The following is a 14,180-nucleotide window of genomic DNA, read 5'->3' on the forward strand; positions in this document are numbered from 1 at the left end:
CATCCATTAGGGTGGTTTTTTTTTGTATTTAAAATTGCTATTTTTACAAAGTGCGAGGTAAACAAAATTTTTTTATCACATTTCTAATTATTTTTTGCAGTTTTTCTGCTAAAGCACAACGGGATCTGGAGCATTGGTTTCCGCCAATATTTAAATCTGGTCCCAGCGCCTATGATAATAATATTGCGGAGATTTACATTTATTTATCAACAGAAAAAACTACCCCTTTCACGGTTAAGATTTTTAGCGATAACCAAAGAATCGGAATTGTAAGCCTGAGTAAGAATTCTCCCGTCAAATTTAAAATTGATAAACTTTCCCAAATACTTTCTACCAGCACACTAAATACAATGAAGCCTTCTAAAATGGGTTTACATGTGGCAGGAGAAAAAAGTTTTGTTGCCAGTTTACGTATAGATGGTTCCAGCGCTGAAGTAATGGCATCCAAAGGAAAATCGGGATTGGGAACAGAATTTTTTACAGGAATGGAGCAGGTGATTTTATATGGCTATGATCCTTCACGGATGAATTATCAAATAGCTGTAATGGCGACAAAAGATAGCACACACGTTAAAATATCTAATTACGCAAGTGGTATTACGTTTTCAGACGGTAGTAAGGCTAAAGAATTAATCTTCACTTTAAATAAAGGAGAATCTTATATTGCAGTACAACAAAAAATTGATCAGGTTTCTCAGAGTCAGTTTGATGAATTCGAACCGGATTTAATAGGTGCTAAAATAACTTCAGATAAACCCATTATTGTAAACAGTGGCAATGTTAGCAGTCATTATTTCGGTGATGGACCTCCACCGCCAGATTCACCTACCGCACCGCCGCCTTACAAAGGTGGAGCAGATTTTACGTTAGACCAAGATCTTCCAACTTCGAAAATTGGTAAAGAATATTTTCTCGTAACAGGGATGACGCCAGCCCTTGTTAATAATAATAATCCAAAAAGTTTCATCGGAACGGAGCGTGCACTTATAATCGCAACAAAAGATAATACGAAGATTTATTTCAATGATGAGAATATGCCTACTAAAACTTTAAATGCTGGTGAACGTTTTTTCACTTACCCTTACACGCCACCAAAGTATATTTTGGGAACTATACCCACATTTACCAATCTTGCTGGGAGCGTGATAAGCACAAGCGGAATGTATATTCGCACATCCGAGCCTGCTTATGTGTATCAATTAACAGGTGGTTTTTGGGATAAGGCTGGTGTAGTAGACAAAACCTATTACGCAACCGGAATGCTGCTGTCTTATCCTATCGACAAAAATTATTTATCTGATCCACGACAAAAATTAGAAAACTTGGTGCAAATTCCCGGAATTGATCAAATTGGAAATACCGGTTACCAAACTAAACTCTCTGTAAAGGCACCTACAGATGCAGATGTAAAATTTAATGGGAATAAACCAGAAAATTCGCCGATGCTTGGTAAAGATGGATGGTCTTATTTTACGTCACCATTACTGACTGGATCTGTAAATGTAACTTCTGATTTGGGAATAAACGTAGATGTGGTAGGTGGTAGAAGGTTTACAGGTTTTGGAAGTAGTTACACCGGTTATTCTAACGATCCATTTATTTTGGTTAATGGAAATTGCATTCAGGAAGATGTCTTGCTATCCTTAAATAATATTGATTTTGAAGGCTTCCAATGGCAACGGGACGGCGTTGATATTACGGGCGCAGATTCTCCTACATATCTGCCAACTTTAGTAGGAAGTTATACTTGTGTTTTGTCTTATTCTACTTTTATTTATACAACAGAACCTGTTCAAATTGCTGATTGTCCCTATGTGATCTCAACAACTGATTTAGGAAATGTCTGTCCGAATTTTACGGTAACTCCAAAGTTTTCTTCGCCCAACGAAACTTTAGATTTTAATAAATTGGAAATTTTAACACAGCCAAATTATGGCGCTGCGGTGATTGATAATAACGTAATTAAAGTCACAAACAATGTAGGTTTTACAGGTAATGATCGGTTGGTTTATAAAATAACTGATGCCAATGGTTTTTATGAAGTTGTAAAAGTAAATTTTTCTGTTTTTGCTACACCAATTGCCGATGTTAAATCTGAAATTTTAAACTATAGTTTTATAGATCCAAATTACATATATAATTTGAACTTAGCCATTAATAAAGCAAATGGCGAAGAATTTCATTTTTATTTGACGCAGTCTGAGGCAGAAAAACAAGCCAACGAAATATTTGCCGTCCTTGCTTTTTCTACAGATAATCCAACGGAAGTATTTGTGAGAATCTCAACCATAAATGGCTGTTTTGTGATTAAAAATATTAAACTTTTAAAACGTCCGCCAGAAATTCTGGCTGAGGTACAATTACCTAATGTTTTCACCCCAAATAATGATGGTTTTAATGATGTTTGGGATTATTCACTTTTAAAAGATTATTCTAATTTAAAATTAGCAATATTCGATCGTTTTGGTAAAAAGGTATATGAAAGAACAACTGATTCTGCAGATTATTTTTGGGATGGTAAAAATGCGATTAAAGGTCCACTACCTATCGGAACCTATTGGGTTTTATATTCATATAGTTTAAAAAATTCTGCAGAAACCTTACAAAAAAGTATGTGGGTCTTTTTGAAAAATAGAAATTAATTAAGAATATTTAAAATAATCAATTTTTTTACTGATTTTATTTAAAATTTTGTTTTTTAAACTTCTTTCACCAGCAATATTTATAACTGAGAATTTTCTGTTTTTCCTTATCACCATGAAATGATAATCTTCTTTTAACCAGATGCTGTACTTTTCAAAATATATTATTTCAAGATCTGCATTTTCTAAATGTTTTATCAAAGGGATAAGTTCAACTGACTGATCAATTATTTGCAAGCTTTCGGGCTTGTTTTTTTGAAGGTATGAAATGTATTTTGGATTGGGAATGTTAATAATTATTTGCGTCTTTTCAGTTGCAATTTTCGCTAAATTTTTAAAAAGTTCGTCATGTTCACTTAAAGGAATATGCTCAATAACATCCATTAAAGTGATGAAATGAAAATCAGAATTTTCAGGTTCATATTTTACAACATCGCCCGTAGCAAAATGAATATTTTTTTTATTAATTAGAATTGTTTTAGCGGATTTAATACTTTTTTTGCTAAGATCTACTGCTTCAATTTTCCCCATGCTAATTTTAGAAGCTAAAAGTTTTGTGAAGATACCCACACCACAACCCAATTCTAAAATTTTAGAATTTTTATTTAATCCAAGATTAATCAATCTTTTAAACAAAGAAATTAATCTTTCATTTGCCCCTATCTTTAATTGTTTTTGAACATAATTATCATAAAAATCAGCAATTTTTTTCTGTTCCATTTTGTAAAAATACAAATTAAACGCTATTAGATTTTAAAATGATTATCGCTGTTTAATGATTTAGTTTTTAGTATTATTTTTCACTTAATTCTTTGTTTTGGTGTTTAATTTGATACGAAATTTTACATTAAACAAAAAACTATTATGGATTCTATTAATCAAAACCAACCGGAAAAAAACCACGAAGATTTAAACAGTTAGGAAGCTATAAAAAAAATGAAAGATTTAGTAAGCATTGCTGAGTCTTGTTTCTTCTGCACAAATCTAAAATCTAATGAGTCATTTCAAACTAGACCAATGGCTGTGCAGAAAGTAGATGATGAAGGAAATCTGTGGTTTCTTAGTTCGGTAGATAGTCATAAAAATGAACAATTAAAAAATAATGATACCGTTCAATTATTATTTCAGGGTGATCCGCATGCGGATTTCATGAGTCTTTTTGGTCACGCAACAGTTAGTAAAGATCAGGTAAAAATTAACGAACCATGGAATCCTCTCTTAAAAATCTGGTTTACAGATGGTAAAGAAGATTCCCGAATCACTGTTGTCAAAGTAACACCATCAGAAGGTTATTATTGGGATAGTAAGCATGGGAAATTTGTCGCTTTCGCAAAAATGGCAGTTGGCGCAGTTACAGGTAAAACTTTAGATGACAGTATTGAAGGGAAATTAAATCCATAATTCCTCGTTCTATTTAAAAAAAAGCCAGTTGAAGATCTCAACTGGCTTTTTGTTTATTTTAATTTTTTAATTCCCATTTCGTAGAGCGCAAAACTCAAAATATCAGTGTTTTCGCCGATGACTTGGTCGGTAGATTTCCCAGCGCCGTGTCCGGCATTAGTTTCAATTCTGATTAAAACCGGGTTATCACAAGACTGTTTTTCTTGTAAATTCGCCGCAAATTTAAATGAATGGGCAGGAACAACTCTGTCATCATGATCACTCGTTATAACCAAAGTTGCAGGATAGCAAACTCCTTTTCTCACATTTTGCACAGGTGAATACGATTTTAAATACTCAAACATTTCTTTTGAATCTTCCGCGGTGCCGTAATCATAACTCCAACCTGCTCCTGCGGTAAATTTATTATAGCGCAACATATCTAAAACACCTACTCCCGGAATTGCTACTTTTGCTAGATCTGGTCTCATTGTCATAGTTGCACCGACTAATAAACCGCCGTTTGAGCGTCCGGAAAGTGCCATGAAATCTTTAGAAGTATAGCCTTTGTTTTGTAAATATTCACCTGCTGCAATAAAATCTTCAAAGACGTTTTTCTTATTCATTTTTATTCCCGCGTCGTGCCATTTTTTTCCATATTCGCCACCACCACGGATGTTTGGAACCGCATAAATACCGCCATTTTCCATCCAGGTTGCATTCACTACAGAAAATGTGGGTGTTATACTAATATTAAAACCGCCATAACCATATAAAATGGTTGGATTTTTCCCATCCATTTTTAGTCCCTTCTTGTAGCTTATCATCATCGGAATTTTTGTGCCGTCTTTTGATATGTAAAAAACTTGTTCAGACAAATAATCTTGAGGATTAAATTTCACTTTAGGTTTTTGATAAATTTCTGATTTTCCGCTGTCTGCATTAAATTTAAAAGTAGTGCCTGGTGTAATATAGTTAGTGAAAGAATAATATAAATCCTTTTGATCTTCTTTTCCGCTAAAACCACTTGCAGTTCCTTTACCGGGCAGAGAGATTGTTCGGATTAATTTGCCGTCATAATCAAATTGATTTACGCTTGTTAACGCATCTTTCATATAATTTGCGAAGATGTAACCTCCGCCTTTAGTTATAGAAAGTACGTTCTCAGTTTCTGGAATAACATCTATCCAAATAGTAGGATTATTGATATTGAATTTTATCAATCTCATATTTGGTGCGTTTTTATCAGTCATTGCATAAATAAAATCACCTTTTGTATTGACAATATTCGTATTGAAATCATATCCTTTTTGAATGGGTATAAAATCAGTATTATTTTTTAAATCTTTTACATAAAGTTCATTTCCGTTTGTTGCAACTGAGGCGCTTAAAAATTCAAAACGTTCATCATCCGACACGCCAATTCCCATGTAGCGTCTTTTAAAATTTTCGCCGCCGATGATTAGCTTGTCATCAGATTGCTTAGTTCCTAATTTATGAAAATATACCTTATGGGTATCTGTTTTTGCTGTCAGTTCGCTTCCTTTTGGCTTGTCATAACTGCTATAAAAAAAGCCTTGATCGCCAAGCCATGATGCACCAGAAAACTTTACATCGAGAATTGTTTCATCGATTTTTTCCTTGTTATCTGCGTTCAGAATAATAATTTTATTCCAGTCAGAACCACCTTCCGAAATAGAATAGGCTACTAAATTTCCCTTTTTATTAAAAGTAATTCCTGCAAGAGATGTTGTGCCGGTTGTTGAAAATTTGTTTGGATCTAAGAAGACTTCAGTTTTACCCTCTTTATCTGTTCTATATAAAACCGCCTGTGCTTGTAAACCGTCATTTTTGTAAAAATAGGTATAATTCCCTTCTTTAAATGGCGCTCCAATTTTTTCGTAATTCCACATATCTTTCATTTCCGTTCGAATTTTTTCCCGGAAAGGAATTTTACTAAAAAAATCTTTTGTGAACGCAGCTTCACGATTTACCCAATCATTTCTATCTGCTGCCTGATCATCTTCCAACCAACGGTACGGATCTTCTACCACACTTCCAAAATAGGTGTCTGAATGCGCAATTTTTTTGGTTTCTGGGTATTTTTGGTTTTTTGACATTGTTTGTGAAGCAGCAGGAATCGCAATGGCGATCGCTATAATACAGAAGAATGAAGTTTTTCTCATGGAAACGTGTTTTTACCAAAAATAGTGAAAATAATATAATTGATGAAACATAATTTTAACAAAAATTTAATTCACTGTTATTTAAAAAGGAACAAAATTTGCATCTAAATCTGAAGATTAAATTAAAATACTTATGAAAAAGGAAACCACCATTTTATTAGCAGGAAGCTTTGGAGTATTTGCTGTTTTGGGATTTCTCGCTTTGAAAAAATTTTTAAGCAATAAAAAACTTAATAATTATTATCACCAATTTAAATCTCTTCAGGAAATGCAGTCTGCTGATGAGGGGATTGAGTATTTCGGATTAAAATAAAAAATTAATGTTTTACTAAATATAGTCCCAGTTAATTTCTAGCTGGAATATTTTTTTACTGTAATTTATAATATTTAAAAATTCTGCAGAAGCAATTTCTTATTCTTATTTTTGTAGATTATTTTAAAGTAAATTATAAATATCAAATGAAGCAATTTTCCGCCAAAAGAAGTATTCAGTTGCTGGGGCATATCTTAAAATCCTACGGAATTTTAAATATTATTATTTCTCCAGGTTCTAGAAATGCGCCTTTAGCAATTCACTTTTCTGAGCTAGATGAATTTAATTCATACAGCATCATAGACGAACGCAGCGCGGCTTTTGTGGCTCTAGGAATGTCAAAAAAATTGAAAAAACCTGTAGCAATAACTTGTACAAGCGGTTCTGCCGCTGCAAATTATTATCCAGGAATTACCGAAGCCTTCTATTCAAATATTCCACTTTTAATTTTAACGGCAGATAGACCAGCAGATTATGTGGATATTTTTGACGGACAAACCATTCGTCAGAAAGATATTTATAAAAACCATTCTTACGGTGATTTTCAACTTTTAGAAGATTCGCACGAGAATTCTGAAACTGAAAATTTTAATACCATTAAAAAAGCTGTAGAACTTTGCATCGAAAAGCAAGGGCCGGTCCATATCAATATTCCTTTAGAGGAACCGCTTTATAATTTGGCTTCGGAAATGCCAGTTTTTGCAACGGTTGAAAAAACGATTCAGAAAAAACCATATGAACTTCCTTCAAATTTAATAGCAGAATGGCATTTATCCAAAAGGGTTTTAATTTTGGTAGGAACACGTGATTTTAGTGAAGAACTTGAGATCCAACTTTCTCAATTTGTAAAAAATCACAGCGTGGTAGTTTTAAGCGAAGTTAATTCTAACTTGAAGCACGATAAGTTTTTCTCACATATTGACCGTTATATTTTTAATTTTTCAGACGAAGATATCAAAACTTTTGCGCCAGATTTGTTAATTACAATTGGTCAGAATGTTGTTTCTAAAAAGGTAAAATTTTTTCTTAGAAAAGCACAGCCAAAAAGTCATTGGCATATCGATCCCTTCTGGCAACCAGATACTTTCTTCGCTTTATCAGAAAAAATTGAAGTAAAACCTGAGATATTTTTCGGTCAGTTTTTAAATAAAATAAGCCTTGAGCCGCAATCTTATTATAATTTGTGGGACAGTTTACGTGATAAAAAAGATGAAAAACATACAGAATATTGCAGAAAAATTGGCTTTTCAGATTTTAAATTATTTGAAAATTTAGCAGAAAAAATTCCGCATAATTATAATATTCATTTTAGTAACAGCTCTGCAATTCGTTATGCGCAATTATTTCATTTTGAGCAAAAACACATTTACTGCAATCGGGGAACGAGTGGAATTGACGGTTCAACTTCTACGGCAATGGGTTTTGCAATGAAAAGTGAAAATCCAACCCTTTTGGTAACTGGTGACATCAGTTTTTTCTATGATATTAATGGCTTATGGAATCAATATATTCCGCCTTATGTGCGCATTATTGTCTTTAATAATGGTGGCGGTGACATTTTTAAAATTATCCCTGGGCCAGATTCCACTAATGCTTTGGACGAATTTATTTTAACAAAACATAATAGAACAGCGGAACGTTTAGCAGAAGATTTTAAATTTGAATATTTTAAAGTGGAGGATGAACTGACGATGGAGCGCGTTTTAGAGCATTTTTTTCAGCACAGCTATCAGCCAAAAATTTTGGAAGTGATTACGAAAGATGTAGAAAACGCTCAAATTCTGAAAAATTATTTTATTGAAATGAAATAGTTTAGATTATAAAAGAGTGTTTTATGATTTAATTAAAATGATAGATTTAGTTTTGTATGAATTAAATTATGAAGAGACAAATTTTATTTTTAAATTTTATTTTTTGTTTTACTTCTTGTAAACAAGATCAAACTGAAACGCTCATCATTCAAAATTGCAAAATAGATTATCCTATTTATGCAAAAGGTGGAATAGAAGTTATTAAAAAGAATTTTGTCTCTAATGAATGGGAAAAGGAGTCTGCTTATCGGGAACTTGCATTATGCTTATGTTCGGACTATATTAAAAACCCATCTCAAAAAACTAAAATAAAAATTATTGAAATTTATAAACGAAAAGAAAAATTTTTCTCAAGAGACTTTACTAGAAACGTGAGTTTTGATGAAATTTTAAAATATAGAAAGGAAATATTTGATCCTAAAATATATATAGATTAAATATTAAAAAATATCTTCAAAACTATTTTTTTTTACTAATTTTATTTTTCAGATAAATTACTAATGATCTCAATTGGATAAATGATTTCATCAAATCCAATCATCGCATTTATTAGCTGAAAATGTGAAAATTCTTTTAAATTTTGTAGATTGATTTTGGTCTCTTTTACTTTTTTTGATTTCAAAAGTGATTGTCTTTGAACACCGTTTAGCAAAAATGTGTTTGGCGTGTACCATTGTTTTCCCTTTAAAAAAAGAAGATTTCCGTAAGAAGAATCTGTGATATGATTATTTTTAACAATAATTATTTCTACAAACTTTGATTTATTCTTCATCACATCAAATATTTTTCGGTCTTCAAATTTGAAAGAATAATCCAGCGTATTATTTTCAACCAAAGCAAATGCATTAATTTCAGAATAAGCATAAGGAATAAGTCGCGCAGTAAATTTTGACTCCAGATCATAAACAATTCTGAGTTTGTAAAGACCGTCTTCATCGTGTTGTAAGTCTTTAAAAATTTTATCTAGATCAATTAGATTTTCCTTACCAAAATTAGCAAATGTCACATTCACACGGTTTTGATGAAGTTCTAAATTATAAATCTCTTGATCCTCTATTTTTATGCTTTCAATGAATTGGGACATATATTTTATTTTTCATTTCTTGATATTCGTCTGCTAACTTACTTAAATGTGTGATTCCGCCACCACTTTTGAAATAAAGTGCATTCTCTTTTTTCTCTATAAATCTGATCATCACGCAAGAATCCAAATTTTCGCCATCAAAGTAGCCACAAACGCCCGTGTAAAAAATTCGTTCGTGGGTTTCTACGTCTAAAATTATGCCTAAAGTTTTCTGTTTGGGTGCACCTAAAATAGAACCTGCGGGAAGCAAAGTTTGCAGAATACGTCCAATTTTATTTTGAAATTCAGGTTTCAGTTTACCAGAAATTTCCGAACTCATGGCGTAAAGATTTTTTTGCTTGGTTTTGATAAAGTCGATTCTTTGAAATTCATCCACTTTTACTTCGTCGGCAACCATTGATAAATCGTTTCGCAGCAGATCTACAACGGTGTAATGTTCCGCCTTCTCCTTAATGTCATTTTTTAAAGTTTCAATGGCATTTTCTTCGGACGCATCAATTGTTCCTTTCATCGGATGCGTGAAAATCCTGTCATTTTTTATTTCAATAAAAGTTTCCGGGGAGAAAAAAACAAAGTCGTCGTCTTTGCAGACTTTGTACTTTTCATTAGCCAAATTAAAAAATTCTTTTAAAGTAAAATTACTTTCAATCGGCGTTTCACAAGTATAATTGATAAGGTATGAATTGCCGCGTTTCAGGTTTTTCTGTACTTTGTTAAAACCCATTTCGTAGTCTTCTTTGCTTTGTGGAAATGACTTTAATAGGAGGGTTTTATCAATTTTCTGAGGCTCAGTATTTTTAAAATTTGGGAAATCAACAGCAATGTTTTCTTTTAATAATGCTGCTTCGTCATAAATTAAAATATTTTCTACTTTAAAATCGACAAAGAAAAAAAAAGCCTTTCCATTTTGAGAAAGCAGGTTCATTTCTTGAAATTTATCTTTTATCTTGGAAAACATTCTGCAAAAGTAAGTATTGATGCGTACTTTTACACAAATTATTTTATGGAAAAGAAACTTACGTGGAAAAGTAACATCGAAGAAATTCTGCGGAAAGCTGTGAATTATTGGGCAGTGACATTAAATATTCAGATCTTATTTAGTATATTATATTTTTCTATAATATTTCTTTTAGGGTTGTACTTTTTTAAATATTATGGACTACAGGATGAATTTATTCGTCTGGTGAAAATTTCTGAAACTGATATTCCTGCGATGCAAAAAGGAATAATGGAATGGGCAAAAAATCCTAATTTTTCAAGTTTCGTGATTGCGCTTGTCGTTATAAAGGCTATAATGTTTCCTTTAAATATTGGTTTATTTCAGATTTACAGAAAAATTGACGAGAAAATACCGTATAATATTTCAGATTTATATGCCGGTTATAGGGGTTTTAATTTTTTTAAATTTGTAGGATTCGCCATTTTCTGGGGGTTCATTAATCTTTATGCACACGTTTCTCCAGTTTTAGTTTTATTCTGGATATTGCTGACGGTTTTTTCTGCGCCTCTAATGTTTTTCATGAATGTCTCAATCTTTGAAAGCATTAGATTAACACTTAAAGCCTTTAAAATGGACTTTTTCACCATTTTCACATGCTGTTGTTTAGCCTGTATATTTAGTTATTTTGGAATTATATTTTTCTTTATAGGTATAATGATCACATTTCCTTTTTGGAATGCGGTGATTTACACGATGTACCAAAAATATTTTAATGAAATCAAAAAGGAAGTTTCTAGATAATGTTTTTTTAGTTACTTTTATCAAAAAAAATTATGGATAACTTTAATGAATTTGATAATTTGGCTACAACTCCACAAAAAGACAGTAGTTCTGTAATTGCGCACGCTTTTAATATTTATAAAAAAGGTTTGCCTTATGCCATTCTGATGATAGTTTTGGTTAGTATATTATCATACGCACTCTCAATTATCGCAAAAATCTTATGAAATGGCAAAGCGTTATTACTGGGCTGTTGTAGGTATGTCGATTCTTGCATTTTTAATCTCAATGTCAGGTTTAATAATTTGTTGCGTAGGGATATTTGTGACTGCGCCATTCTTATATGCTGCAATCTATTCCGCATATTGTGCTTATTTTGGTGCACCGAAACCAATTGTTACCCAATAATTTTTTAATAATTTTAAAATTTAGAATGCAGCGTAATTTGCCCATCAGTGACGAAAAAATTAAACAGGTATTTCTACTTATACTTATTGTTGTTTTAATTCTTTTAATAGGGTTTAATCTAGCACTGTTCATTCCATCTGTCTTGGGAGCGATCACGCTTTACATTATAACCAGAAAGTATAATCTCTATTTGCAGGAAACTAAAAAATGGAAACCTTGGGTGTCAACACTTTTAATAATATCTATCTCTCTAGTTATTTTGGTTTTACCCATCTATTTTTTGGGTGATATTTTGATTCAAAGATTAGGTAACGCTAAAGAGTATATGGGTAAATTCAATGTTTTCATTGACAAAATTCACGATTACGTTTATCAAAAAACAAATTTTGATCTTCTCAGTAAAGAAAACATGGCGAAACTGAAAGATACCGTAGCTAAGTTTTCAACCGCTGCATTAAGCAGTACTTTTAATACCATTACCATTGTTTTTTCAACTTATTTTATTTTGTATTTTATGATGGAAAAACCACGGCTTTTTGAAAGACTTTTAAAAAATTCTGCACCTCTTAAAAAATCCAATATAAATTTAATTGGCGGAAAGATCCGCTCGATGGTTACTGCAAATGCGATAGGTATTCCCGTTGTGGCGGTGGGACAAGGAATAGTTGCGATTATTGGATATTATATTTTTGGCGCACCAAATATTTTATTATTATTTTCCTTAACCTGCATTACTGCCATGATTCCCATCGTTGGTGCTGCAATTGTTTTTGTACCAGTTTGTGTTTTTATGGTTGCGCAAGGAAACTTGGGTGATGGCTTAGGTTTGTTGGCCTTTTGCGTTTGTGTGGTTGGTTTAACAGATAATTTGCTGCGCTTCACTTTATTAAAAAAACTTGAAAATATTCACCCTCTAAATACTATTTTTGGGATTATCATGGGTATTAATATATTTGGTTTTATGGGTCTTATTTTTGGGCCGATTTTAATTTCAATTACAGTTTTACTCATTCAGGTGTATAGAGATGAATTTAATGGTGAGGATCGCGAGCTTATACTTCCCGAATCTTCTGAAATAGAGGAGAAAATTGATCTTTCTGTCTAAAATATTTATAGTTTGAATCCAGAAATTTTACAGGAAATCTGCGTGCAGAAAATGCCGTTTGGTAAATACAAAGACTACATATTGGCAGACTTGCCTATGTACTATTTAGAGTGGTTTCAGCGGAAAGGTATGCCGCCAGGTAAACTTGGTATGCAACTCTCTACCGTTTACGAAATAAAACTTAATGGATTAGATGACTTGTTAAAACCGCTTCGAAAATAGTTGCGATATTAGTTTGATTTTTTCATTTATTTTACGAATTAAATCAATTTTATCTCTACGACCAATATTATAAAAAAAATTATCTAAAAAGTTTTATTTATCAAATATTTTTAGGATGTAGTTAATATTTCTATTGCTACTCAATAAAATAGACGTAGCTTTGTCATGCTTGGAGAGAACAATAACATTGTTTCTTCAGGCATAATTTTTTTTCATCATTTGTGTTGAGAATCGCGTCGCAAGACGCGATTCTTTTTTTTTAATGCTGTTGTAACTCATATTCTATGAGCATTTCTGTAAAATATGAGTAGGTAATATTTCCTTCCTGTTGGTTAGATTTTAAAAATAAATTATTAGTAATATCAAAAATAGCAATAAGAAAACTTTGATGGTTTTTTATAAAAGTTAAATCGTTCTGCCGGTCACTTTCCATTTTTTGGGAAAAATTCATTATAATTTTCTTTCGAAATCCATTATCACTTATATTAATGTAGGCTAAAAGACTTTTTAAAACAAAAAGGTCTGTAGAGTATTTTAAGGCTTTATTCGGTGAATTTTTACCAATTAAATATCCTATAAAATTTGCTTCATTTTCTCTTGCAAATCCCAACTGATGCGCACTTTCATGCGCAATTGTAAAAGGTAAAAAAGTAGCAGGTAGATCTGAGTTATATTGAGCTTCGGCAGTAAACGGATTGTAATAACCCAAAATACCAGTAAAACTCATCGCACTTTTAAAAACGCTGGGTTTAAAATCATTAATAAAATGAACGTTCTTATTTGTAAATCTTTTGGGAAGACTTGATTGCGCAATTAAAATAGCAGATTGAACTTTTTTAATATCAGCAATCTCGAACACTCCCTGTTTATTTCCCGCTACCAATTCTCGGTCTTCAATGCATAATTTTAAATATTTTAAACATAATAGTTTAGCGGACTGTTGAGTAATATCTTTATTTGAAAGCTGAACAGTTAGAGGTTTCTGAAAGTAAAGCATTCCCCAGAATATTTGATAAATAAAATAAAAAACATTTAAGAATAGTAGTAGGAAAATTGCGCCTTTTTGTCGCTTTTCTTTTTTAAATAACTTAAAGATTAAAATAACTAAGAAAAATACCATTAAGATGTAAATCTGATCGCCAATAGAAAATGGGATTTTACTAAAAAGAATTTGATGCAAATATTTTTTCAATTCGAATAATCGGTAAAAAAAGTTTATTGCAGTTTCACTTTTAGATAAAAAGTAAAATAAAAAAAATTGGACAAGTAAAACACCTGCCCAAAATCTTTTTTGTTTCATATTTAGATA

At 31.8% G+C, this 14,180-nt stretch carries 14 protein-coding genes; 9 read left to right on the top strand and 5 right to left on the bottom strand.

Features of this window, described 5'->3' with window-relative positions:
- Positions 1–50: 50 nt before the first annotated feature.
- The gene (locus ACVBED_RS12090; RefSeq protein WP_473095048.1) at positions 51–2,642 is read left to right on the top strand and encodes a T9SS type B sorting domain-containing protein; all 2,592 of its coding nucleotides are present in this window, start codon (positions 51–53) and stop codon (positions 2,640–2,642) included.
- Here the strand turns inward: ACVBED_RS12090 and ACVBED_RS12095 are convergent, their stop codons facing one another.
- Positions 2,643–3,362, bottom strand: a complete 720-nt coding sequence (locus ACVBED_RS12095) for a class I SAM-dependent methyltransferase (RefSeq protein ID WP_447120525.1) — start codon at positions 3,360–3,362, stop codon at positions 2,643–2,645. It abuts the gene before it with no gap.
- A gap of 207 nt (positions 3,363–3,569) precedes the next feature.
- Here ACVBED_RS12095 and ACVBED_RS12100 point away from each other — a divergent pair, with 207 nt between their 5' ends.
- Positions 3,570–4,043 carry a pyridoxamine 5'-phosphate oxidase family protein gene (locus ACVBED_RS12100; protein WP_473095073.1) on the top strand — a complete coding sequence of 158 codons (474 nt, stop codon included), beginning with the start codon at positions 3,570–3,572 and terminating at the stop codon, positions 4,041–4,043.
- A 53-nt stretch (positions 4,044–4,096) separates the two neighbouring features.
- On the opposite strand, the gene ACVBED_RS12105 is transcribed toward ACVBED_RS12100, so the two are convergent.
- Positions 4,097–6,142: a prolyl oligopeptidase family serine peptidase gene (locus ACVBED_RS12105; protein WP_473095074.1), complete on the bottom strand. Its 2,046-nt coding sequence runs from the start codon at positions 6,140–6,142 to the stop codon at positions 4,097–4,099.
- Between the two features lie 199 nt (positions 6,143–6,341).
- Between ACVBED_RS12105 and ACVBED_RS12110 the strand changes: the two genes are divergently transcribed.
- The 3 genes from ACVBED_RS12110 to ACVBED_RS12120 all read left to right on the top strand — a co-directional run bounded on the left by ACVBED_RS12110 (position 6,342) and on the right by ACVBED_RS12120 (position 8,769).
- A complete protein-coding gene (locus ACVBED_RS12110) occupies positions 6,342–6,521 on the top strand; it encodes a hypothetical protein (protein WP_473095049.1) in 180 nt (59 codons plus the stop codon).
- A 146-nt stretch (positions 6,522–6,667) separates the two neighbouring features.
- Entirely contained in the window at positions 6,668–8,332 is a 1,665-nt protein-coding gene (menD, locus tag ACVBED_RS12115) for a 2-succinyl-5-enolpyruvyl-6-hydroxy-3-cyclohexene-1-carboxylic-acid synthase (RefSeq protein WP_473095050.1), read from the top strand.
- Between the two features lie 68 nt (positions 8,333–8,400).
- Complete coding sequence (locus ACVBED_RS12120; RefSeq protein WP_447120528.1) at positions 8,401–8,769, top strand: hypothetical protein; 369 nt, start codon at positions 8,401–8,403, stop codon at positions 8,767–8,769.
- 41 nt (positions 8,770–8,810) lie between these two features.
- Here the strand turns inward: ACVBED_RS12120 and ACVBED_RS12125 are convergent, their stop codons facing one another.
- Together ACVBED_RS12125 and ACVBED_RS12130 are read right to left on the bottom strand one after the other, a co-directional pair.
- Positions 8,811–9,416: an aminotransferase class IV gene (locus tag ACVBED_RS12125; RefSeq protein WP_447120529.1), complete on the bottom strand. Its 606-nt coding sequence runs from the start codon at positions 9,414–9,416 to the stop codon at positions 8,811–8,813.
- On the bottom strand, positions 9,400–10,374 hold the full coding sequence (locus ACVBED_RS12130) for an aminodeoxychorismate synthase component I (protein WP_473095051.1): 975 nt from the start codon (positions 10,372–10,374) through the stop codon (positions 9,400–9,402). The genes ACVBED_RS12125 and ACVBED_RS12130 overlap by 17 nt, the downstream gene beginning before the upstream one ends.
- A 45-nt stretch (positions 10,375–10,419) precedes the next feature.
- Here ACVBED_RS12130 and ACVBED_RS12135 point away from each other — a divergent pair, with 45 nt between their 5' ends.
- From ACVBED_RS12135 to ACVBED_RS12150, 4 genes are all read left to right on the top strand, one after another.
- Positions 10,420–11,157 carry a hypothetical protein gene (locus ACVBED_RS12135; RefSeq protein ID WP_447120530.1) on the top strand — a complete coding sequence of 246 codons (738 nt, stop codon included), beginning with the start codon at positions 10,420–10,422 and terminating at the stop codon, positions 11,155–11,157.
- A gap of 32 nt (positions 11,158–11,189) precedes the next feature.
- Entirely contained in the window at positions 11,190–11,363 is a 174-nt protein-coding gene (locus tag ACVBED_RS12140; protein ID WP_447120531.1) for a hypothetical protein, read from the top strand.
- Between the two features lie 206 nt (positions 11,364–11,569).
- The gene (locus ACVBED_RS12145; protein ID WP_447120532.1) at positions 11,570–12,649 is read left to right on the top strand and encodes an AI-2E family transporter; all 1,080 of its coding nucleotides are present in this window, start codon (positions 11,570–11,572) and stop codon (positions 12,647–12,649) included.
- Between the two features lie 12 nt (positions 12,650–12,661).
- Positions 12,662–12,871, top strand: a complete 210-nt coding sequence (locus ACVBED_RS12150; protein WP_447120533.1) for a DUF3820 family protein — start codon at positions 12,662–12,664, stop codon at positions 12,869–12,871.
- Between the two features lie 259 nt (positions 12,872–13,130).
- Here the strand turns inward: ACVBED_RS12150 and ACVBED_RS12155 are convergent, their stop codons facing one another.
- On the bottom strand, positions 13,131–14,171 hold the full coding sequence (locus ACVBED_RS12155) for a DUF3810 domain-containing protein (protein ID WP_447120534.1): 1,041 nt from the start codon (positions 14,169–14,171) through the stop codon (positions 13,131–13,133).
- Positions 14,172–14,180: the final 9 nt, after the last annotated feature.

This window comes from Halpernia sp. GG3, assembly GCF_052976925.2.

What these genes read in the sequence shown, in the direction of transcription:
- ACVBED_RS12125 (WP_447120529.1), bottom strand. Translation starts at nt 9,416, where the DNA reads ATGTCCCAATTCATTGAAAGCATAAAAATAGAGGATCAAGAGATTTAT.
- ACVBED_RS12140 (WP_447120531.1), top strand. Translation starts at nt 11,190, where the DNA reads ATGGATAACTTTAATGAATTTGATAATTTGGCTACAACTCCACAAAAA.
- ACVBED_RS12105 (WP_473095074.1), bottom strand. Translation starts at nt 6,142, where the DNA reads ATGTCAAAAAACCAAAAATACCCAGAAACCAAAAAAATTGCGCATTCA.
- ACVBED_RS12135 (WP_447120530.1), top strand. Translation starts at nt 10,420, where the DNA reads ATGGAAAAGAAACTTACGTGGAAAAGTAACATCGAAGAAATTCTGCGG.
- menD (WP_473095050.1), top strand. Translation starts at nt 6,668, where the DNA reads ATGAAGCAATTTTCCGCCAAAAGAAGTATTCAGTTGCTGGGGCATATC.
- ACVBED_RS12095 (WP_447120525.1), bottom strand. Translation starts at nt 3,362, where the DNA reads ATGGAACAGAAAAAAATTGCTGATTTTTATGATAATTATGTTCAAAAA.
- ACVBED_RS12120 (WP_447120528.1), top strand. Translation starts at nt 8,401, where the DNA reads ATGAAGAGACAAATTTTATTTTTAAATTTTATTTTTTGTTTTACTTCT.
- ACVBED_RS12110 (WP_473095049.1), top strand. Translation starts at nt 6,342, where the DNA reads ATGAAAAAGGAAACCACCATTTTATTAGCAGGAAGCTTTGGAGTATTT.
- ACVBED_RS12145 (WP_447120532.1), top strand. Translation starts at nt 11,570, where the DNA reads ATGCAGCGTAATTTGCCCATCAGTGACGAAAAAATTAAACAGGTATTT.
- ACVBED_RS12155 (WP_447120534.1), bottom strand. Translation starts at nt 14,171, where the DNA reads ATGAAACAAAAAAGATTTTGGGCAGGTGTTTTACTTGTCCAATTTTTT.
- ACVBED_RS12130 (WP_473095051.1), bottom strand. Translation starts at nt 10,374, where the DNA reads ATGTTTTCCAAGATAAAAGATAAATTTCAAGAAATGAACCTGCTTTCT.